This is a genomic window from Sphingomonas sp. KC8 (genome assembly GCF_002151445.1).
Taxonomy (GTDB): Bacteria; Pseudomonadota; Alphaproteobacteria; order Sphingomonadales; family Sphingomonadaceae; genus Sphingomonas_E.
The window spans coordinates 231,707-252,768 of record NZ_CP016306.1; the positions used below are offsets into that span (position 1 = coordinate 231,707).

At 66.1% G+C, this 21,062-nt stretch carries 19 protein-coding genes; 14 read left to right on the forward strand and 5 right to left on the reverse strand.

Translation table 11 applies throughout. The features are described from left to right. The first annotated feature begins 18 nt into the window (after nucleotides 1-18). Nucleotides 19-861, forward strand: a complete 843-nt coding sequence (locus KC8_RS01150) for a helix-turn-helix domain-containing protein (RefSeq protein WP_010125433.1) — start codon at nucleotides 19-21, stop codon at nucleotides 859-861. A gap of 76 nt (nucleotides 862-937) precedes the next feature. On the opposite strand, the gene KC8_RS01155 is transcribed toward KC8_RS01150, so the two are convergent. Then, a complete protein-coding gene (locus tag KC8_RS01155; RefSeq protein ID WP_010125434.1) occupies nucleotides 938-1,528 on the reverse strand; it encodes a YbjN domain-containing protein in 591 nt (196 codons plus the stop codon). A gap of 97 nt (nucleotides 1,529-1,625) precedes the next feature. Here KC8_RS01155 and KC8_RS01160 point away from each other — a divergent pair, with 97 nt between their 5' ends. The 3 genes from KC8_RS01160 to KC8_RS01170 all read left to right on the forward strand — a co-directional run bounded on the left by KC8_RS01160 (nucleotide 1,626) and on the right by KC8_RS01170 (nucleotide 5,310). Further along, nucleotides 1,626-2,696 carry a PA0069 family radical SAM protein gene (locus KC8_RS01160; RefSeq protein ID WP_029624526.1) on the forward strand — a complete coding sequence of 357 codons (1,071 nt, stop codon included), beginning with the start codon at nucleotides 1,626-1,628 and terminating at the stop codon, nucleotides 2,694-2,696. A 77-nt stretch (nucleotides 2,697-2,773) separates the two neighbouring features. Further along, nucleotides 2,774-4,450, forward strand: a complete 1,677-nt coding sequence (locus KC8_RS01165; protein ID WP_037496047.1) for a tetratricopeptide repeat protein — start codon at nucleotides 2,774-2,776, stop codon at nucleotides 4,448-4,450. Between the two features lie 2 nt (nucleotides 4,451-4,452). Beyond that, nucleotides 4,453-5,310 carry a 4-(cytidine 5'-diphospho)-2-C-methyl-D-erythritol kinase gene (locus tag KC8_RS01170; protein WP_086495506.1) on the forward strand — a complete coding sequence of 286 codons (858 nt, stop codon included), beginning with the start codon at nucleotides 4,453-4,455 and terminating at the stop codon, nucleotides 5,308-5,310. Nucleotides 5,311-5,608: 298 nt separating this feature from the next. On the opposite strand, the gene KC8_RS01175 is transcribed toward KC8_RS01170, so the two are convergent. Both KC8_RS01175 and KC8_RS01180 read right to left on the reverse strand, forming a co-directional pair. Next, on the reverse strand, nucleotides 5,609-6,472 hold the full coding sequence (locus tag KC8_RS01175) for a hypothetical protein (protein ID WP_010124963.1): 864 nt from the start codon (nucleotides 6,470-6,472) through the stop codon (nucleotides 5,609-5,611). Nucleotides 6,473-6,549: 77 nt separating this feature from the next. Beyond that, nucleotides 6,550-8,403, reverse strand: coding sequence for a DUF885 domain-containing protein (locus KC8_RS01180; RefSeq protein ID WP_010124965.1), 1,854 nt, complete (start codon nucleotides 8,401-8,403; stop codon nucleotides 6,550-6,552). A gap of 62 nt (nucleotides 8,404-8,465) precedes the next feature. Here KC8_RS01180 and KC8_RS01185 point away from each other — a divergent pair, with 62 nt between their 5' ends. The 4 genes from KC8_RS01185 to KC8_RS01200 are packed head-to-tail and all read left to right on the forward strand — an operon-like array spanning nucleotide 8,466 to nucleotide 13,584. Beyond that, a complete protein-coding gene (locus KC8_RS01185) occupies nucleotides 8,466-9,227 on the forward strand; it encodes an N-formylglutamate amidohydrolase (protein WP_010124966.1) in 762 nt (253 codons plus the stop codon). Nucleotides 9,228-9,263: 36 nt separating this feature from the next. Then, nucleotides 9,264-10,985 (forward strand): dihydroxy-acid dehydratase, encoded by a 1,722-nt coding sequence (ilvD, locus tag KC8_RS01190; protein ID WP_010124967.1) that lies wholly within the window; start codon nucleotides 9,264-9,266, stop codon nucleotides 10,983-10,985. Between the two features lie 8 nt (nucleotides 10,986-10,993). After that, a complete protein-coding gene (locus KC8_RS01195) occupies nucleotides 10,994-12,376 on the forward strand; it encodes a bifunctional ADP-dependent NAD(P)H-hydrate dehydratase/NAD(P)H-hydrate epimerase (protein WP_010124968.1) in 1,383 nt (460 codons plus the stop codon). Next, entirely contained in the window at nucleotides 12,367-13,584 is a 1,218-nt protein-coding gene (locus tag KC8_RS01200; protein WP_010124969.1) for a class I SAM-dependent RNA methyltransferase, read from the forward strand. Before KC8_RS01195 ends, KC8_RS01200 begins: the two co-directional genes overlap by 10 nt. A 60-nt stretch (nucleotides 13,585-13,644) precedes the next feature. On the opposite strand, the gene era is transcribed toward KC8_RS01200, so the two are convergent. Both era and rnc read right to left on the reverse strand, forming a co-directional pair. After that, nucleotides 13,645-14,580 (reverse strand): GTPase Era, encoded by a 936-nt coding sequence (era, locus tag KC8_RS01205; protein ID WP_010124970.1) that lies wholly within the window; start codon nucleotides 14,578-14,580, stop codon nucleotides 13,645-13,647. Then, nucleotides 14,577-15,248 carry a ribonuclease III gene (gene rnc / locus KC8_RS01210; protein WP_010124971.1) on the reverse strand — a complete coding sequence of 224 codons (672 nt, stop codon included), beginning with the start codon at nucleotides 15,246-15,248 and terminating at the stop codon, nucleotides 14,577-14,579. The genes era and rnc overlap by 4 nt, the downstream gene beginning before the upstream one ends. A 77-nt stretch (nucleotides 15,249-15,325) precedes the next feature. Between rnc and KC8_RS01215 the strand changes: the two genes are divergently transcribed. From KC8_RS01215 to KC8_RS01240, 6 genes are all read left to right on the forward strand, one after another. Continuing rightward, nucleotides 15,326-15,499, forward strand: a complete 174-nt coding sequence (locus KC8_RS01215; protein WP_010124972.1) for a DUF4169 family protein — start codon at nucleotides 15,326-15,328, stop codon at nucleotides 15,497-15,499. 23 nt (nucleotides 15,500-15,522) lie between these two features. Then, on the forward strand, nucleotides 15,523-15,981 hold the full coding sequence (locus KC8_RS01220; RefSeq protein WP_010124974.1) for a hypothetical protein: 459 nt from the start codon (nucleotides 15,523-15,525) through the stop codon (nucleotides 15,979-15,981). A gap of 345 nt (nucleotides 15,982-16,326) precedes the next feature. Continuing rightward, a complete protein-coding gene (gene proS, locus KC8_RS01225; protein ID WP_010124975.1) occupies nucleotides 16,327-17,643 on the forward strand; it encodes a proline--tRNA ligase in 1,317 nt (438 codons plus the stop codon). A 13-nt stretch (nucleotides 17,644-17,656) separates the two neighbouring features. Then, a complete protein-coding gene (locus KC8_RS01230; RefSeq protein WP_010124976.1) occupies nucleotides 17,657-18,907 on the forward strand; it encodes a lipoprotein-releasing ABC transporter permease subunit in 1,251 nt (416 codons plus the stop codon). Beyond that, nucleotides 18,900-19,571 carry an ABC transporter ATP-binding protein gene (locus tag KC8_RS01235; RefSeq protein WP_010124977.1) on the forward strand — a complete coding sequence of 224 codons (672 nt, stop codon included), beginning with the start codon at nucleotides 18,900-18,902 and terminating at the stop codon, nucleotides 19,569-19,571. Before KC8_RS01230 ends, KC8_RS01235 begins: the two co-directional genes overlap by 8 nt. 292 nt (nucleotides 19,572-19,863) lie before the next feature. Further along, complete coding sequence (locus tag KC8_RS01240) at nucleotides 19,864-21,045, forward strand: NAD(P)/FAD-dependent oxidoreductase (RefSeq protein WP_257789634.1); 1,182 nt, start codon at nucleotides 19,864-19,866, stop codon at nucleotides 21,043-21,045. Nucleotides 21,046-21,062 lie beyond the last annotated feature (17 nt).

The following is a 21,062-nucleotide window of genomic DNA, read 5'->3' on the forward strand; positions in this document are numbered from 1 at the left end:
CGACAAGGGCTGGAGCTGATGGACGCAGACTGGAAGATCGCGGCGCATGCGGACACACCGTCCGCCGCGATCGACCTGTGCCGCATCCACTGGCCCAGCCCGTTCGAAATGACGCTGACGGAGACCCGGCCGACGATCAGCCTGAACCTGTCGCCCCCCCATGGCACCAAGGAAGGGCGCTATCGCGACGTCGGCACGGCGAAGTTCCTGCCGATGGGCGATATATTGTTCCAGCCGGCGAACACGCGCATGCAGACCCGCGGGCTGGGGGGCGATCAAAGTTTCCTGCGGATCATGTTCAATCAGGCGGTGGCCGGCGCCCCCGATCTGGCGATCGACCCCAGCGATCCGCGCGTGCAGCGCGCGCTGCTGGATGTGCGCCAGCCGGAAGTGGGCGCCGCGATCCGGCGCATCGCCCATGAATTGACCGAACCGGGCATGGCGAGCGGCTTTCTGCTCGACGGGCTGACGACCCTGCTGGCGGTGGATCTGGTGCGTGGCATCACCCGGCTGGGCGAGGAAGACGAACTCGCCAAGGGAGGGCTGGCCGGCTGGCAGCTCAATCGCCTGCGCGAACGGATCGCCGAAACCGGCATCCAGCCGCCGACGGTGAACGAACTGGCGACCTTGGTACGGCTCAGTCCGCGCCATTTGTCGCGGGCGTGGCGCGCATCGACCGGGACCACTTTGTCCGACGCGGTGGAAGAAGCGCGGCAGGCGCGGGCTGAAGCGCTGATCCGCGCCGGCGACCGGCCATTGAAGGAAATCGCCTATCTATTGGGCTTTTCCAGCCCGAGCAGTTTTTCCACCGCCTTTCGCCGGCGCACCGGCATGTCGCCGCAGGAATTTGCCAGGCGTTAGGGGCAGGCGGGGGCTGGAGCGCCCCAGACGCTATCCGATGGATCAGGGGGAGCGCCGGTCCGCCGCAAGCCGCCGGTCAGCCGGCGATATCCTCGTCGGCAGCGCTGACGCCCTTGGCATCCGATCCCTTGCCGGGCGCCGCTTTTCCGGCGGCTTTTTCGTCCATATATTTGTCGAAATCGGCAAGCAACGTGGCCCACCAGTCGAAACTGTCGAGGAAGTTGGCCGCAGGCACGCCACCGACCAGCGTGATATAATAATCGAGCACGAGATCATCGTCGCCGTCGATCGTCGCGCGGGCGAAGCGGTAGCCGTTGTTCCAGCCGTTGATCGCCGTCAGATCCATCGATGCCGGCCGGGTCCACCAGGCCAGGAAACGCAGGCTGGTACAGCCCGATTCGCCTTCGCAATCGTTGAAATTGATCGAAAAATTGGTGCCGCCCGCCGCGCTTTCGATGAAGCGCGAGCCATCGTCATGCGTTTTCAGCCGGGCGCGATAGCCGGCATCCTGGAGGATGCGGACGAACCCGTCGAGATCGGTGCCGGCAAGCGTTTTGGGCAGATCAGCGGGTTTGGCGGGAATTTTGGGCGTCGCCGCCGGCGCCATCGCGGCCGGTGCGGCCAGCGCCGCGATCATCATTCCCAAGGCAAAACCACGCACGCCCATTTTCGTCCCTTCTTTCGCTTATGGTCCACCATGGACGACTGGCCTGCGGCGTCAAGATGTTCTTGATATGTTCCAAATGGCGCGCTATCATCCGGCGATGGCAGCCATTCCCCCGGCACGCGGCGCGACGCTCAACCGGACGAGCGACCGTTTCAACCTGCCCCAGCGGGCGGAGGATGGCGACTGGCTGGATGCGCAGGACGCGGTGGATGGCGCGCGCCCCCGGTTGCGGACGACGGTGACCGAGGAACGGCCAAAGACGATCATCAGCCGCAATATATCCCCCGACATCGGGTTCGACCGGTCGATCAACCCGTATCGCGGTTGCGAGCATGGCTGCATCTATTGCTATGCCCGGCCGAGCCATGCCTTTCACGATCTGTCGCCGGGGCTGGATTTCGAAACGCGGTTGTTCGCCAAGCCCGATGCCGCCGATCTGCTGAAGCGCGAACTGATGAAGCCGGGCTATCAGGTGCAGCCGATCGCCCTTGGCACTAACACCGATCCCTATCAGCCGATCGAGGGCGAATGGCGGATCACGCGCGGCATATTGGAAGTGCTGGCGCAATGCGATCATCCGCTGACGATCACCACCAAATCGGATCGGGTGCTGCGCGATCTGGACATCCTTGGGCCGATGGCGGGCAAGGGACTGGCGGCCGTCGCGGTGTCGATCACGTCATTGACCCCGGCGATCGCGCGGACGCTGGAGCCGCGCGCCCCGCGCCCCGAACGCAGGCTGGCGGCGGTGCGCGCGCTGCGTGCGGCAGGCGTGCCGGTGTTCGTTTCGATCGCGCCGGTCGTCCCGGCGATCACTGACCATGAAATCGAAACGATCATCGCGGCGGCCGGCGAGGCGGGGGCGCTGGGATGCTTTTTCATTCCCGTTCGCCTGCCGCACGAAGTGGCGCCCCTGTTTCGCGCCTGGCTGGACGAACATTTCCCCGATCGCGCCGCCAAGGTGATGGCGATCATCCGCGCGATCCGCGGCGGGCGCGACAATGATCCCGGTTTCCACAGCCGGATGCGGGGTGAAGGGCCGTGGGCGGATCTGATCGCCACCCGATTCCGCCTTGCCTGCCGCAAGGCCGGGATCGGCAATGCCCGGATCACCCTGCGCCGCGACCTGTTTCATCCACCGCAAGGCGCGCAACTGAGCCTGTTTTAGGCAAAGACAGTCGAAATCCGCGGTGGAGGGCCTATGCTGGGATGGAATCGCCCGCACCGGGCCTGCCCGAGGATTGCATGACGCTGCTCCGCCCGACTGCCACCGCCCTGATTGCGCTGACGATCGCCGGGAGCCATGCGCATGCCGCAGCGCCGGCGAGCCGCGACGTGCCGTCGGCGATCCAGCAATATGTGCGCGCCCGCGCCGCCGACGCGGCTGGGCTGACCGAACTGGCCGCCGCCGGCTATGGCGCGGCGCTGGCGGCGACACCCAATGATCCGCTGGTGGCGATGCGCGCGTATCGGCAGGCGATGATGGCGGGGGACCGCGCGCTCGCGCTGCGCGCCGCCAACGTGCTGGTATCGACAGGCAAGCAGCCGCCCGATGTGCGCATGCTGCTGCTGACCGAAGCGGTGTCGGCCAAGAACTGGGCTGGGGCTGCGACGATCGTCGACCAGATCGAACAGGATCAGGTGTTCGCTTTCGCCGCCCCGGCGCTGCGCGCCTGGATCGCGCGCGGATCGGGCAAGGGCGATCCGCTGGCCGCGCTGGATGGCGCGCGCAAGCTGGGCGGGATCGCTGCGGCCTATGCGGCGGAACATCGCGCCTTGATGCTGCTGGCCACAGGCCGGCGCGACGAAGGCGTGGCGGCGGTGCGATCGATGATCGGGCCGGGCGGGCGCGGCGCGGTGCGGCTGCGGATCACGGCGGCGGCGGCCCTGGTGAAGGCGGGCGATCGCGCGGCAGCACTCGACCTGCTGGAAGGCGAAGAACCGTTGCTGGGGCTGGCCCGATCGCGGATCAACGACCGCAAATCCCTGCCGCCGGCGGTAACGGGTGCGGCGGACGGGATAGCCGATCTGTTCACCCGCGTCGCCGTCGACATCAATCGCGAACGGGTGACGCCGATCGCGCTGAGCTTTGCGCGGCTGGCCACCTTCCTCGCGCCCCGCGATGCCGAAACCTGGCTGGTGACCAGCGAATTGCTGACTGCGGCGGAACAATATGGAACGGCGCTGGCGGTGCTGGACAATATCCGCGCCGACAGCCCGTTCGCCGAGGCCGCGCGCAACCAGCGGCTGGAATTGCTGGTGCGGCAGGGCGAAAGGGAAAAGGCGCTGGCCGAAGCGCTGGCCGCCACACGCAAGCGCGACGTGGCCGTGGCGGACTGGACCCGCGTCGGCGGGTTATATGGCGAACTGGAACGGCCACGCGATGCGGCTGACGCCTATGGCCGGGCGCTGGCGCTGCACGAAGCGCAGCCCGACGATGGATCGCGCTGGACGATCCTGTTGATGCTGGGCGGCGCGCTGCATGAAGCCGGCGACTGGCCGGCCGCGCGCGCGGCGCTGGAAAAGGCCCATGCGCTGGCCCCGGACGAAGCGGTGGTGCTGAACTATCTGGGCTATGCGTTGCTCGAACGGCGCGAGGATTTGCCCGAGGCGCAGGCGCTGATCGAAAAAGCCAGCAAGATCCGGCCGGAGGATGCCGCGATCACCGATTCACTGGGCTGGAGCCATTATGTGCGCGGCGATCTGCCCAAGGCGATCGAATTGCTGGAACGCGCGGTGATCAGCCAGCCGGGCGAACCGACGCTGAACGAGCATCTGGGCGACGCTTATTGGACGGCAGGCCGCAAGATGGAAGCCCGGTTCGCATGGCGCGCCGCGCTGGTGCATGCCGATGCCAAGGACACGCAACGCATTTCCACCAAGATCGATATGGGGTGGACCCCCGAAGTGGCCGCACCCTGAACGTGATCGACGAGACCGGCCATGCCAAGATCAACCTCGCGTTGCATGTCCGCGCGCGCGGGGCCGACGGCTATCATGCGATCGAGACGATCTTCGCCTTTGCGCGCGACGGCGACGGGCTGGCGGTGACGGCCCATGATCGCCTGAGCCTGAAAATTAACGGGCCTTATGCCGCCGCGCTGGCAGACGAGGATGTGGAAAGCAATCTGGTGCTGCGCGCCGCCCGCGCGGTGCAGGCGGCGTTCGCGGTGTCAGCGGGAGCGGCGATTACCCTCGACAAGCGATTGCCGGTCGCATCGGGGATCGGCGGGGGATCGGCCGATGCGGCGGCGGCCTTGCGGGCGCTCGCCCGCCTGTGGAACCTGCCGATGGCCGACCCGCGCTTTGGGGCCATCGCGGCCGAACTGGGCGCCGATGTGCCCGCCTGCCTGGCCAGCCGCACAGCATGGGCCGACGGGCGCGGCGATCGGCTGACGATGCTGGCCGGGGACGGGCTGGCGGCGGGCGGGCTGGCGGGGATGCCGCTGCTGCTCGTCAACCCGCACGTCGCGTGCCCGACCGGGCCGGTGTTCCGGGGCTGGGACGGGCTGGATCGCGGGCCGCTGGACACTGGCGAGCCGCTGGCCGCAGCCTTGGCCGGGCGCAACGACCTGGAACCGCCGGCGATAGCACTGGTGCCCGAAATCGCGCGCGCGGTGGCGCTGCTGGGCGGCCAGCCGGGGGTGAAGCTGGCGCGGATGTCGGGATCTGGCGCAACCTGCTTTGCGCTGTTCGATGGTCAGGCCGCCCGTGCCGCCGCCGCGCAGACGGTGCGGATCGCCGAACCGGGCTGGTGGTGTCTCGAAACGGAACTATTGTAACCCATCTGTGCCATAGCGGGACGATGCCCGGATATAATCTGGCTAATTCACGTCCCTGTCATGCTGGCATGTTCATTGCTGTGTGTGGGTTGAGCGGATCGGGCGCCACGGCGGGCGTTCCCATTCGCGAACGGCCAGCGCCTCCTCCCCCCGAGGGTGCGTTCGTCGTTATGGGGCGGCGGCTTCGTATAAGGGGCCGCCGCCCTTCATTTCTTTGGGGATCACCCGACGAACGACGCCAGCAGGATCGATCGGTAATCCTGCAATCTCCGGACGAGATTTGCACCCTGTCGTTCGATCAAAAACGGTGATGATCCTGGCCGTCGATCACATCACACTCGCCCCGGAAACCATAAGACGAGGTTCCGACGATCGTGATCCGGCCGCTCCGCCGATCAATCGTGATGCGGGGCTTGTTCAGGCCGTTCAGGCGATATTCGCCGGTAATCCGGTCCGGCTGCAGCGATACATTGTAAATGTCCCACCAACTGCCATCGCCGCGCGAATGAATAGGCGGGATCAATTTTTGGGGCAGTTTGATCCGGCCACCGCCCGACCAGAACTGGATCATGAGCGAGGCATCGAACTGCTGCGGCGTCATCTCCACCCGATTGCCATAGGCGTAGCGATCGCGATCATGATCCCACGTCCAGCCATAGCTGTTGGAAACGCCCGGTCGCTGACCATCGCCAAAGCAGACGAGACCCAGATCGACCTGCTGGCCATTCGCTATGGCATAACCCGGTTCGCGGCCGGCATAGCTGCCCTGTTCCCGCTGGGGTTGCGTGCGGTAGCCGATGTCCGGATGATAGCGATTGTCGCTGCCGGATTGGTGGTCGCCGCGGTGGGTGGTGGTGGCGGCGGACTGATTGCAATCCGGCGCCGGGGCGCTTGTGATCGAATCATATCGCCCATCGACGGTGGCGACGGAGACGCATTGGCGGCGCTCCGCATTCCACCAATAGCTCCATTTCCGGTCGTCGCCGGTGGTGGTTTTCACGAACTGATATCCACGGGCCTGAAGCTGGGTTTCGCCACCCGCGCCCCGCGCCCCGACCAGATCGCGCAATTCGGCCGGAGCCTGAGCCGGAAGCTGGTACGGCAGAAGGGTTGCCGCCAGTCCGCCGCCGACCAGAAAAGCCCGTTTGCATGGCAATTTCATTCGGCATCTCCAATCCGCGAAGGAGGCAAATAGCGTTTCCATGGTCCCGTCTTGTCGGCACACTATATCGACATGGGCTAGCTGCCCAGCACTTCGCGTTCGACCAGATCGAGCGGCATTGGCCCATTGCCGAGGACAAGCCCGTGAAAGGCGCGACGGCTGAAGCGGCGGCCTTGCGCGGCGATCAGCTTGCTGCGGATATCGAGCAGGCGGAGCTGGCCGAGCTTGTAGCCCAGCGCCTGCCCCGGCCACGCCATGTAGCGGTGGATTTCGGCGGTGACGCGGCTTTCGGCGACGCCGGTCGCGTCGCGCATGAAGGCGATCGCCTGTTCGCGGCTCCAGCGTTTGGCGTGAAGGCCGGTATCGACGACGAGGCGGACGGCGCGGAACAGTTCATCCTGCAGGCGGCCGAGATCGCCCAGCGGATCCTGCGCGTAGCATCCCATTTCAGCGGCGAGCCGTTCGGCATAGAGCGCCCAGCCTTCCTGATAGGCGTTGAAGCTGGCGATGCGCAGCAGCAGCGGGGCTTCGCCGAGTGACAGCGCGATGCAGCTTTGCGTGTGATGGCCGGGCACGCCTTCATGATAGCTGAGCGTCGGCAGGCGGAAGCGGGGAACGGCGCCCATGTCGCGCAGGTTGATCCAGTAGGTGCCGGGGCGCGATCCATCGAGCGTGGGGCCATCGTAAAAGCCGCCGGGTGCGCCATCCTGCGTGGCGACGGGAATGCGCTGCACGACGAGCGGCTGTTGCGGGATGAGGGCGGCGGGAAGAAGCGCGGGATAGCGTTTTTCCATACCCCGCACGATGGCACGGACATGTTCGAGCAGAGTTTCGCGCCCCGCATCATCATCGGCGAACAGGTTGGCCGGATCGCGGGAAAGGGCCTGCATCCGCGTTCCGACGCTGCCTGAGCTTAGGCCTATAAGGTCAAGTAAATGTTCAATTTCTGCTGAAATGCGGCGAACTTCATCGAGGCCGAGCGCGTGGATTTCATCCGCCGACAGGCTGGAATCGCCAAGCGCGCGAATGTTGGCGGCGTAGAGCGCGTCACCATCGGGTTGCGCCCATATGCCCGCTTCGGCGCGACCGCGTGGAGCAAGCGCGGCCATGTGCCGGCGCAGCGCATCCATGGCCGGGCGGGCGCGTTTGCGTAAGGCCGTGATGGCACGTTCTTCGGCCCTGGCGCGGAAACTGGCGTCGAGCCGGGCCGCGGCGGTGCGGGTGCGCAGGCCCACGATCAGCGGGTGATCCGCCTCCGTCCCGGTGAGAAACGCATCGAGCACGGGCAGCGTGCCGGCGATCAGGGCTGCGGGCGGCACCGACCCGGCCGCTTCATCGGCGCGCACCTTTTCGATCACCCCGGCGAAGGCGGTGGGAAAACTGTCGAGCTTGGCGATCCACGCATCCACCGCCTGCGGGCTGCTCAGCGATTGCTGGGCCTGCATCGCATTGGGCGTATCGATATGCGGCCCGGCGATCTGGGTGACGAGATAAGGGGTGTGGCCGGTGAAGTTGAAGGCGTTGACCCGGCCATAGGGTATGGCCGCCGATCGGGTGGCGTTGGCGAGGATCGCGGCGGCGGTGGCGAGGCGTGATCGGCCGAGGCGATCTTCCGGCCCGCAGGTGACGGGGGCGATATCGGTTTCGGCCTGACGCAGCGCCGCCCGCCAGGCCGCTTCGCCAGCGGGGGAATAATCATCGAGCCGCCGGGCGGCGGCGCCGCCGGTCATGGCGTCGCCGACCCCGTTATAGACGGCGGTTTCGGGCGTGTGGACGAGCAGCCGATCGGCAATGGCATCCAATGGGGTGCGGATCGGGCAGGGCGGTGGCGGCTTGGCGTCAGCGGGGCTTGCCGCGGGGGGAGAAAGCGTCACGATCGCGCCGCCGCCCAGAAGCGCCATCATGTTCCGCCGCGTCGATCCGCCCGTCATTCCCGTCTCCCTGTGGCGATTCCATCCGTGACATCGCGCCGCTTCCACGGCAACAGACGGGGATGATCCAGAATGCGAATGACGGCCCGATTGGTCCCGAGGCCTATGCCGAGGTTGCGGGCGATGCCGCATCGGGGCTGCTGCTGATCGGCGATCATGCGTCGAACCATGTGCCGGCGGATATTGATCTGGGCGTCGATCCGGCGGTGCTGACCCAGCATGTCGCGATCGATATCGGCACCGATCCGCTGGGCCGGGCGCTGTGCGCGGTACTCCAATGCCCCGGCATCCTTGGCGGGGTTTCGCGGCTGGTGGCGGATTATAATCGCGAGGAGGACCGGCCCAACCTCATCCCCATCGCCAGCGATGGCCATGCGATCCCCGGCAACGATCTGGACCATGCAGGGCGGGTGGCGCGGATCGACCGGTTCTGGCGGCCTTATCATGATCGCATTTCGCAGATGATCGCAGGAAATAATCCGATCATGCTGATTTCATTGCATAGCTTTACACCGAAGCTGGCGACGTCGGATGAGCCGCGGCCGTGGCAGATCGGCATTCTTTACAATCAGGATGAACGCGCCGCGCGGATCGCGATCCCGCTGCTGGAGGCCGCCGGCGTCGTCACCGGCGACAATGAACCCTATTCGGGCAAGCTGCTGAACGCGACGATGAACCGGCATGGCGAGGGCAATGGCATTGCCTATCTGGGGATCGAAGTGCGGCAGGACCTGATCGGCGATGCCGCAGGTGTCGCGCATTGGGCACGGATTCTTGCGCCGGTGATCGCCAAAACGCTCTCGGGATTGCGCGACGGGGGCTAAAAGGCCAAAGACGCCCCCGCAAGAAGGAAGCGCGTCATGACCCATCAGTTCGACAAATCCAACCTGCCCAGCCGCCATGTTTCGGTGGGGCCTGAGCGAGCACCGCATCGCAGCTATTATTATGCGATGGGGATGACCGAGGAGGACATCGCCAAGCCGTTCGTGGCGGTGGCGAGTGCGGGCAATGACAGCGCGCCGTGCAACACGACGCTGAACGACCAGGCGGACGTGTGCCGCGAAGGCGTGATCGCCGGCGGCGGCACCCCGCGCCGGTTCAACACCATCACCGTCACCGACGGCATCGCGATGGGCCATCAGGGCATGAAAAGCTCGCTGGTCAGCCGCGAGGTGATTGCCGATTCGGTCGAATTGTCGGTGCGCGGCCACTGCTATGACGCGCTCGTCGGGTTTGCGGGGTGCGACAAATCGCTGCCCGGCATGATGATGGCGATGCTGCGGCTGAACGTGCCGTCGATCTTCGTTTATGGCGGATCGATCCTGCCCGGCCGCTATCAGGATCGCGACGTCACCGTCGTCGATGTGTTCGAAGTCGTCGGCAAATATGCCGCGCACGCCTGCCCGCTATCCGAACTGACGGCGCTGGAAAAGGTGGCGTGCCCGGGGCACGGCGCCTGCGGTGGCCAGTACACCGCCAACACCATGGCGTGCGTGGGCGAGGCGATCGGCCTGTCGCTGCCCAACAGCAACATGGTGCCCGCCCCCTACCGCGATCGCGATGAAATCGCCCGCGCCGCCGGGCGCCAGGTGATGGAATTGCTGGCCAAGAACATCCGCCCGCGCGACATCTGCACGCGCGAAGCGTTCGTCAACGCGGCGCGCATCGTGGCGGCGACCGGCGGCTCCACCAACGGCGCGCTGCATCTGCCGGCGATGGCGCATGAAGCAGGCATCGATTTCAGCCTGTTCGACGTGGCGGAGATATTCAAATCAACGCCTTACATCGCAGATCTCAAGCCCGGCGGTAAATATGTCGCCAAGGACATGTATGAGGCCGGTGGCATCTACATGCTGATGAAGACGCTGCTCAACGAAGGGCTGCTGTTCGGCGATTGCATGACGGTGACGGGCAAGACGCTGGCCGAAAATATCGATCAGGTGACGTGGAACCCCGACCAGAAGGTGATCTATGACGCGAAGGCGCCGATCACGCCGACCGGCGGTGTCGTCGGCCTGAAGGGCAGCCTGGCGCCCGAAGGCGCGATCGTGAAGGTGGCCGGCATGCACCGCCTGCAGTTCGAAGGCCCGGCGATGGTGTTCGAATGCGAGGAAGACGCCTTCGCCGCCGTCGAGGCGCGGAAGATCACCGAGGGTTCGGTGGTCGTGATCCGGTATGAAGGGCCGAAGGGCGGCCCCGGCATGCGCGAAATGCTGTCGACTACGGCGGCGTTGTACGGCCTGGGCATGGGCGAGAAGGTGGCGCTGATCACCGATGGCCGTTTTTCGGGCGCGACGCGCGGTTTCTGCATCGGCCATGTCGGCCCCGAAGCCGCCGATGGCGGCCCGATCGCCTTGGTCGAAAATGGTGATATCATCCGCATCGACGCCGAAGCCGGCACGATCGATCTGGATGTCGCCGAAGACGTGCTGGCGGCCCGCCGCGCCCAGTGGCAGCCGCGCAAGACCGATTATAATTCGGGCGCATTGTGGCGCTATGCCCAGAATGTCGGCCCGGCCTGGCAGGGGGCGGTGACGCATCCCGGCGGCAAGGCCGAAACCCATGTCTACGCTGATATCTAGTTGAGGTCATGATGCAAACCCCACGCCCGATCCTCACCGCGGCCGAAACACGCGCCGCCGAGGAGGCGATCTTCGCTGCGGGCGTGCCGGTGGTGGATCTGATGGAACAGGCGGGCGCCGCCGTGGCGGAAGCCGCGTGGCGCTTTGCCGCCATGCCGCCCACGCTGATCCTGTGCGGCCCCGGCAATAATGGTGGCGACGGTTATGTCGCCGCCCGCCACCTGGCCGAACGCGGCGTGCATGTGCGCGTCGCGGCCACAAGCGAGCCGACGACCGAGGCCGCCAAAGCGATGCGCGCGCGCTGGACCGGCCCGGTCGAACCGATCGAAGGCGCACGCCCCGCGCCATTGCTGATCGACGCCCTGTTCGGCACCGGGCTGGCCCGGCCGCTGGACGCGGCACTGGCGGATACGCTGGCGCGACTGGTGGGCGCGGCGAAGCTGGCGATCGCGGTCGACCTGCCGAGCGGGGTTTCCACCGACGATGGCGCCCTGTTGTCGCCAGTGCCGCATTTCGATCTGACGGTGGCGCTGGGCGCGTTGAAACCGGCGCATCTGTTGCAGCCGGCGGCGGGGTTCTGCGGTCGGGTCGCCGTGGCCGATATCGGGCTGGCGGCTACCCCGCGCACCTGGGAAATCGCGCGGCCGATGCTGGCGATGCCGGGGCCGACGGATCATAAATATTCACGCGGGCTGGTGGCGGTGATCGGCGGGACGATGCCGGGCGCCGGCGTGCTGGCGGCAACCGCGGCACAGCGCGCGGGCGCGGGCTATGTCGTGCTGACGGGCGCTGGCGTTAGCGGCCCCCATGCGCTGGTGCGGCGTGGCATGGACGAGGCGCTGGGCGATCCGCGCACGGGCGCGGTGGTTGTTGGTCCGGGCCTTGGACGCGATGCGGCGGCGCGGGATCAACTGAGGCAGGCGCTGGCGGCCGGGCATCGGCTGGTGATCGACGCCGACGGGCTGGCGCTGCTGGCCGATGGCGGGATCGCGCATCTGCGCCGGCTGGCCGAACCGGCGTTGCTGACCCCGCATGAAGGCGAATTTGTGCGGTTGTTCGGCGATCTGGCCGGCAGCAAGCTGGATCGCGCGCGGGCGGCGGCGGCGCGCAGCGGTGCCATCGTGCTGCTGAAGGGCGCGGATAGCGTGGTGGCGCACCCCGATGGCCGGGTGGCGGTGGCGCGCACCGCGCCGGCATGGCTGGCAAGTGCCGGCACGGGCGATGTGCTGGCGGGGATCGCGGGTGCGATGCTGGCGCGCGGACTGGATCCTTTTACGGCGGCGCAAGCGGCCCTGTGGCTTCATGGTGAAGCCGCCAAACAAGCGGGGGCAGGGTTGATCGCCGACGATCTGGCCGATCATCTGCCCGCCGCGCTGGAGATGTGTGCGTGAGTGAAGCTGTGATCGATGATGGCCTGGTGATCCGGCTGGCCGGGCGGGGCGATGGGGTGACGGCCGATAGCCGCCATGTGCCGCTGACCGCGCCGGGCGATGTGGTCGATCCCTATGGCGTCATCACCCGTGGGCCGCACCATGTGGACCCGCCGTGCAAGCATTTCCCCCGTTGTGGCGGGTGCGAGCTGCAACATGTCGATGACGACAGCTATGCCGGTTTCGTGTCCGACCGGATTACCGGCGCGCTGAGGGCGCAGGGGCTGGGCGTGCCGGAGATGGCGCCGGCGCATCTGTCGCCGTCGCACACCCGCCGTCGCGCGACGATGCGTGCCGAACGGATCGGCAAGCGGGTGGTGCTGGGGTTCAACGAAGGGAGCAGCCACCGGATCATCGATCTGGCGCAATGCGATATCCTGCACCCGGCCCTGTTCGCGCTGGTGGCGCCGCTGCGCAAATTCCTGCTGGAACTGATGCGCGAGAAGCGCGCGGCGGGCGTGCAGATGACGCTGACCGATCAGGGCGTCGATCTGCTGCTGGAAAAGGTAACGGCCGACGGGCTGGACGCCGCAGAGGCGCTGACGGCCTTTGCACAGGCGCATAATCTGGCGCGGCTGTCGATCGACGATGGCGATGGCCCGCAGGCGCGGTGGGAACCGGCCGGGGTGACGGTGACGTTGGGCGGTATTGCTGTCGGCATGCCGGTCAAAGGTTTCCTGCAGGCGACGGCGGATGGCGAGGCGGCCCTGCTGGCGGCGGTGAGCGAGGCGGTACGCGGGGCGGGCACGATCGCCGATCTGTTCGCCGGCCTCGGCACGTTCGCATTGCCGCTATCGGCCAATGCCAAGGTCTATGCGGCGGAAGGCGCGCGCGATCCGGCGCTGGCGCTGAAACTGGCGGCGGCACGCGGCGGGCGGCAGATGCTGGTCGACCATCGCGACCTGTATCGCCGGCCGCTCGACGCCAAGGAACTGGCGCGGTTCGACGCCATCGTCCTCGATCCGCCGCGCGCGGGCGCCAAGGAACAGATGATCGATCTGGCGCGATCGGATGTCGCGCGGGTCGTTTATGTTTCGTGCAACCCGCAGACGTTCGCGCGGGACGCCAAGACGCTGATCGACGGCGGCTACCGGCTGGAACGGATCCTGCCGGTCGGGCAGTTCCGCTGGTCGACGCATGTCGAACTGGTGGGGACGTTCACGAAATAGGATGGGCTTCTTAGCCCTCTCCCGTGTGCGGGAGAGGGTCACAAGAAGGAGGAGAGTAGCTCAATCCACCCAGTCGAGGCCGATGTCGCGGTAGAGGCTGCGATCTTCTTCCCAGTCGGGCTTTACCTTGACGTGCAGGAAGAGGTGGACCTTGCGGCCAAGCAGTTCGACCAGTTCGGCGCGGGCGCGGCTGCCGATTTCCTTGAGGCGGGCGCCGCCCTTGCCCAGCACGATGGCACGCTGGGTGTCGCGGCCGACGAGGATCTGCTGGTGGATCACGACGGATCCGTCCTTGCGTTCCTCATATTTCTCCGTCTCGATCGCGCTGGCATAAGGCAGTTCGGCGTGGAGCTGGAGATAGAGCTGTTCGCGCGTCACTTCGGCGGCGAGCATCCGGTCGGTCGCATCCGACACCTGATCTTCGGGGAAATGCCACGGGCCTTCGGGCATGCGGGCGGCAAGGGCCGCCTTTAGATCAGCCACGCCATCGCCGGTGGACGCGCTGATCATGAAGATGGTTTCGGGGGCGAGCGCGTCCTGCAGCTTCACCGCCAGTTCCAGCAGCTTTTCCTTGGGCGTCACATCCACCTTGTTGAGGATGACGATCTTGGGTTCGCGGCGATCCTTCAGCGTATCGATGAGTGCGTCGATCTTCGCCTTGATGCCGGTCTTGGCGTCGATCACCAAAGCGATCAGATCGGCATCGGTGGTGCCGCCCCATGCGGCGGCCACCATCGCGCGATCGAGCCGGCGGCGCGCTTCGAAGATGCCGGGGGTGTCGACCAGCAGGATCTGGCTGTTTTCGTGGATGGCCAGGCCCATCAGGCGGACGCGTGTCGTCTGCGCCTTGGGGCTGACGATCGCGACTTTCTGGCCGACGAGCGCGTTGACCAGGGTGGACTTGCCCGCATTGGGGGCGCCGACGACGGCGACAAGGCCGCAGCGTTCTGGGCCGCGGCGTTCCGGGATGCTCCCTTCGGGATGCGGGGCGGTCATGACAGTTTCTCCAGGAGGGCCTTGGCGGCGGCGGTTTCGGCTTCTTGCTTGGACGTGCCTTCGGCGCTGGCTTCGGCGCCGGTACGACCGGGCAGGGTGACGACTACGGTAAATCGGGGCGCATGGTGCGGGCCGGAGCGGGCGGCCATCGTATAAACGGGCGGACGGCAGCGATTGGCGGCGGCCCATTCCTGCAACGCCGATTTGGGATGGCGGGGCGCCGAACGCTGGCCATCGACGAACGGCGTCCACGCGCGGCGGACGAAGGCGACGGCGGCATCATGCCCGGCTTCCAAGTAGAGCGCGCCGATCAGGGCTTCGACCGCGTCGCCGACGACGTTGTCGCTGTTCACCGCGCCATCGTCGCGCGCCTGCTTGCCAAGGCGCAGCCAGCCCGGCACGCCGAGCGCGCGGCCCACTTCGGCGCAGGTTTCGCGGCTGACGATCGAATTGATCCGGCGCGACAGCGACCCTTCGGGTTCATCGGGGAAGCGTTCGTACAGCCAGGCGGCGGCGATCAGCCCGAGGACGCGATCACCAAGAAACTCCAGCCGTTCATAGCTGGCGGCGCCGTGGCTGCCATGGGTAAGGGCGCGCTGAAACAGGCCGATATCGCGGGGGGCGTGGCCCAGCGTCGTCGCGGTCCAGGCGGTGAAAGCATCGTTCATCCCGGCCCCCTAACGCAAATGCGGCGCTGCGTCATGTCGGGATCGACTTGGGGCCGGCATCGGGGCATGATCGGGCCATGGGCGATGTGATCAACCTCAGGCTGGCGCGCAAGGCGAAGGCGCGTGTCGACGCCGTGGCGAAGGCCAGTGAAAATCGGGCGAAACACGGCCGCACCAAAAGCGAAAAGGCGACGCAAGCGGCCGAGCAGGCGCGGCGCGACGCCATTCTGGACGGTGCCAGGCGGGAATGAGCTGAGAAACGAAGGGAAGGGCGATGCGACGGCTGATGGCCATCCTCGTCTCGGGGATCGCGGCATCCTGTTCTCCGGTGGTCAAAGACAATACCGCCCAGTCGCCCGATTGGTTGATCGGCCAGGGCCAGGCGATGGACGCTGCGCATGGCGCGATCCGCGTTTATGCGATGACGCGCACGGCGGGCGGCGTGACGATCCGTTATGCCATCGCAGTTCCCGAATCCGATTCGCGGCCATCGGTGCGCAGCTTTTCCGGCGAGAGTGGCGATTGCAGGCGCGCGGCCGACGCAAACCTCGATACCCGCGAACCGCTGGCCCGACGCGCGGTGCAGGCAGAGGCGGGGATACAGGTCCTGCTGGATGCGATGCAGGCGAATAAATGCCCGTTCGGGCCATCGACCGACGGCATAGTCGACGGATTTCGCGCCGCTTTCATGCGGGTGGAACAGATGGCGGCGATCGGCGCGTCGGGCCAATAGCCGCAGACGTTCGGCGGCACCCCATAAACGAAACGCCCGGATTGCATGAAGCAACCCGGGCGCCCGTGACGAAAAACGTCAACCCCCTTTGAAAGCGTGGGGCCCACGCACAATATCCGTCCCCTTAAACGGTATTGCGGGGCACCGCATGCCCTCCCCGAACCACGGCCATTACCGTTAATCCGTGGGCTGATTGGTAAGCCGATCGGGCAAGCCTGTCACCGGCGTTCAAGGGGGTCGGCGACGAAAGCCTGCCCCCTGTGTTCATTCCGCAACAGCGCATCCTTGTTGCCGGATCGGACGAGCGCCTCTAGAGCTTGCCCGCTCTCTCGGATCAGGAAACCCATGCGCCTTTCCCGCCATTTCATTCCCGTCATGAAGGAATCGCCCGCCGACGCCCAGATTATCAGCCACAAGCTGATGCTGCGCAGCGGGCTGATCCGCCAGACCGCCGCCGGCATCTATGCCTGGCTGCCGCTGGGTTATCGCGTGCTGCGCAAGATCGAACAGATCGTGCGCGAGGAACAGGATCGCGCGGGCGCGATCGAATTGCTGATGCCGACGATCCAGTCCGCCGATCTGTGGCGCCAATCGGGCCGCTACGACGATTATGGCCTTGAGATGCTGCGCATCAAGGACCGGCACGACCGCGAAATCCTGTTCGGCCCGACCGCCGAGGAAGTGATCACCGCGATCTTCCGCGACGCCGCCAAAAGCTACCGCGATCTGCCGCGCACGCTGTACAACATCCAGTGGAAGTTCCGCGACGAGGTGCGCCCGCGTTTCGGCGTGATGCGCGGCCGCGAATTCCTGATGAAGGACGCTTATTCGTTCGATCTGGACGAAGCCGGCGCGCGCCACAGCTATAACCGCATGTTCGTGGCGTATCTGAACACCTATGCCCGCATGGGCCTGCGCGCGATCCCGATGCAGGCCGATACCGGCCCGATCGGCGGCGACCTGAGCCACGAATTCATCGTACTTGCCCCGACTGGCGAAAGCGAAGTGTTCTACCATTCCAACTGGGAAAAGCCGGCCGAATTGTCGTCGGTGGATTTCGACGATGTCGCAGGCTTGCAGGCGATCGTCGCCGGTTACACCGCCGATTATGCCGCGACCGACGAAAAGCGCGATGAGGCCCGCGAGGCCGGAATTGGCGCGGATCTGCGCCAGTCGCGCGGGGTCGAAGTCGGCCACATCTTCTACTTCGGCACCAAATATTCCGCGCCGATGGGGCTGAAGGTGCAGGGGCCGGACGGCGGCGAGGTGATCCCGCACATGGGCAGCTATGGCATCGGCGTATCGCGCCTGATGGCCGCGATCATCGAGGCGAGCCACGACGATAACGGCATCATCTGGCCCGAAGCGGTGGCGCCGTACAAGGTGGGCATCATCAACATGCGCGCCGACGATGCCAAATGCGCGGCGGCGGCCGACGATTTCTACGCCAGGCTGAACAAGGCCGGCGTCGAAGCGCTGTATGACGACCGCGACGAACGTGGCGGCGCGAAGTTCGCGACGATGGATCTGATCGGGCTGCCCTGGCAGGTGGTGATCGGACCCAAGGGGCTAGAACGCGGCGTGGTGGAACTGAAGAACCGCCGTTCGGGCGAGAAGATCGAACTGTCGATCGAGGACGCGCTGGCGCGGCTGATCGGATAAGGACGGCCAGCCCATGTTCCTGACCCGCTTCGAGCGTACCGTCGCCAAGCGGTATCTGCTGCCCGGCAAGGGCGAGGGGTTCATCTTCCTCGTCGCCGGGATCAGCCTGTTTGCCGTCACGCTTGGCGTGTGGGCGCTGATCACGGTGATGAGCGTGATGAACGGCTTTCGCGCCGAACTGTTCGACAAGATCGTCGGGCTGAACGGCCATGCCGTGGTGCAGGGTTATGGCGGGCGGCTGCCCGACTGGCAGACGATCGTGGAACAGGCCAAGGCGACGCCGGGGGTGACGAGCGCCACCCCGCTGATCGAACAGCCGCTGATGGCCAGTTATGACGGCCGGGTCGAAGGCGTGCTGGTGCGGGGCATGCGGGTGGTGGACATTCGCAGCAATCCGACGCTGAAAAGCAAGGTGATTGCCGGCAACATGAACGCGCTGGTGCCGGGATCGGACAGTGTGGCGATCGGCGCGCGGCTGGCCGAGGCGCTGGGCGCGGAGGTGGGCGGCCAGATCAGCCTGATCAGCCCGCAAGGGCAGACGACGCCGTTCGGCACGGTGCCCCGCATCGTCAGCTATACGGTGGCCGCGATCTTCGAAGTCGGCGTGTACGACTATGACAAGGCATTCGTGCTGATGCCGCTGGAAGATGCGCAGACCTTGCTGATGCTGGACGATGCGGTCGGCATGGTCGAACTGGAAACCACCGACCCGGACAAAGTGGGGCCGATTCTCGCGCCACTGGCCGAAAAGGTCGGCGGGCAGGGCGTCGTCACCGATTGGCGGCAGATGAACGCGTCCTTGTTCGAGGCGCTGGCGGTGGAACGGGTGGCGATGTTCGTCATCCTGACGTTCATTATCCTTGTCGCCGCGTTCAATATCCTGTCGTCGCTGATCATGCTGGTGCGCGCCAAGACCCGCGACATCGCGATCATGCGGACGATGGGGGCGACCAGCCGGTCGATCCTGCGGATATTCGTGGCGATCGGGCTGTCGATCAGCATTTCGGGCATCGTCGTCGGCGTGATTTTCGCGGCGGTGACGGCGGTGTTCCGCCAGCAGGCGGTGAATTTCGTGCAGATGGTGACGGGACAGAATCTGTGGGATCCCTCGATCCGGTTCCTGACCGAACTGCCCTACAAGGCCAATCCGATCGAAATCGTCACCATCATCGGGCTGACGTTGGGCCTCAGCTTCCTTGCGACATTGATCCCGGCCTGGCGCGCGGCCAAGACCGATCCGGTGCAGGTGCTGCGCTATGAATGACGTGCTGGCAACCACCGGGCTGAAGCGCAGCTTCCGTCAGGGCGAAGCGGTGATCGAAGTGCTGCGCGGGGTGGACCTGCACGTGGCGCCGGGCGAGATCGTCGCGCTGCTGGGGCCATCGGGTTCGGGCAAGTCGACCTTGTTGCAGGCGGTGGGCCTGCTGGAAGGCGGGTTCGAAGGATCGATCCGCATTCAGGGGCAGGAGGCGGCGAAGCTCGACAATGACGGGCGGACCAAGCTGCGCCGCGATGCGCTGGGCTTCGTCTATCAGTTCCACCATCTGCTGCCCGATTTCTCGGCCATCGAAAATGTCGAACTGCCGCAACTGATCCAGGGCGCGACAGCGGCCGAAGCGGTGGAACGCGCGAAGACCTTGCTCAGCGCCCTTGGCCTTGCCCATCGGCTGGATCACCGGCCGAGCAAGCTTTCGGGCGGCGAACAGCAACGCGTGGCGGTGGCCCGCGCGCTCGCCAATCGCCCGGCCTTGGTGCTGGCGGATGAACCGACCGGCAATCTGGACGAGGCAACCGCCGACATCGTGCTGGCCGAATTCCTGCGGCTGGTGCGCGGCGAAGGATCGGCCGCACTGGTTGCGACGCATAACGAGCGGCTGGCAGCGAAGATGGACCGTGTGGTGCGGCTGCATGAAGGCGTGCTGGGGTAGGGGCGTAATGTAACCGTCCGGTTGCAGGCGTCACTGGCCCCAAGCGAGACGCCCGATACTATTGTCTCGCCATATGCCCCAGTCGTCATCCCCGCCTGCGTGGGGATGACGATTATATGTGGTCGTAGGAACGGCCGCTTCCTACCATTTTCGTCAGGCCTGCGGATAACCGCCTGAGGCATAGCGCGCGCCGCCGTCGATGATTGACGGGTGCAGGCCGGTGGTGCAGGCGGGCGGGATCGCGTGGTGATGGCCCGCGGCTAACCTTTCGCACGCGGACACCCCCAATATCGTGACCCAATCTACCCGATATGATGCCGTGATTCTGGGCGCGGGGGCGGCGGGCATGATGTGCGCGGCGATCGCCGGGCAGCGCGGGCGGCGCGTGCTGCTGATCGATCGGGCGGATGAACCGGGCAAGAAAATTCTGATTTCGGGCGGTGGGCGGTGCAACTTCACCAACATCCACACCGCGCCCGATCGCTATGTTTCGGCCAATCCGCATTTCGCCAAATCGGCGCTGCGCCGTTTCACCCAGGATGATTTCATCGCGATGGTCGACGCTTATGGCATCGCCTGGCACGAAAAGACGCTGGGGCAATTGTTCTGTGACGGTTCTGCCCGGCAGATCGTGGCGATGCTGGTGGATGAATGTTCGGCCGGCGGCGTGGAAATCGCGCTGGGGCATGATGTGGCCGGGGTGGACCATGCCGACGGGCAGTATCATGTGCGCTTTGGCGGGCGGACGGCGAGCGCGCCGGCGCTGGTGATTGCCACGGGTGGGCCTTCGATCCCGAAAATGGGCGCGACCGGCTATGCCTATGATCTGGCGCGCCGCTTTGGCCTGAAGGTGATCGAACCGCGCCCGGCGCTGGTGCCGTTGACTTTGGGCGGCGACGAGACCTTGTTCCGCGAACTTTCAGGCGTTTCGGCCGAGATCATCGCCAGTTGCGGCAAGACGCGGTTTCGCGAGGCGGCCTTGTTCACGCATAAGGGGCTGTCCGGCCCGGCGATCCTGCAAATCTCGTCTTACTGGCGGCATGGCCAGCCAATCGGGGTGAATTTCCTGCCCGATCATGCGCCCGGCTGGCTGGCCGAAATGAAGCGCGCGCGGCCGCGCGTGGCGTTTCGCACGGCACTGGGATCGGCCTTTCCCGATCGGCTGGCCGATGTGCTGGCCGAACGGCTGGGAATCAGTGGCGAACTGGCCAACCTTACCGATCGCGCACTGGAAGAAGCGGGCCGCCGATTGGGCGACTGGCGTTTTAACCCCAACGGCACCGAAGGGTTTGCGAAAGCCGAGGTGACGATCGGCGGGATCGATACGGACGGGCTTTCATCAAAAACGATGGAGGCCAAGCGCGTGCCCGGATTGTACGCAATTGGCGAAGCCGTAGACGTAACCGGCTGGCTGGGCGGGTATAATTTCCAATGGGCATGGGCCAGCGGGTGGGCGGCCGGGCAGGCGCTGTAGCGAAAAGCCTTGCCATA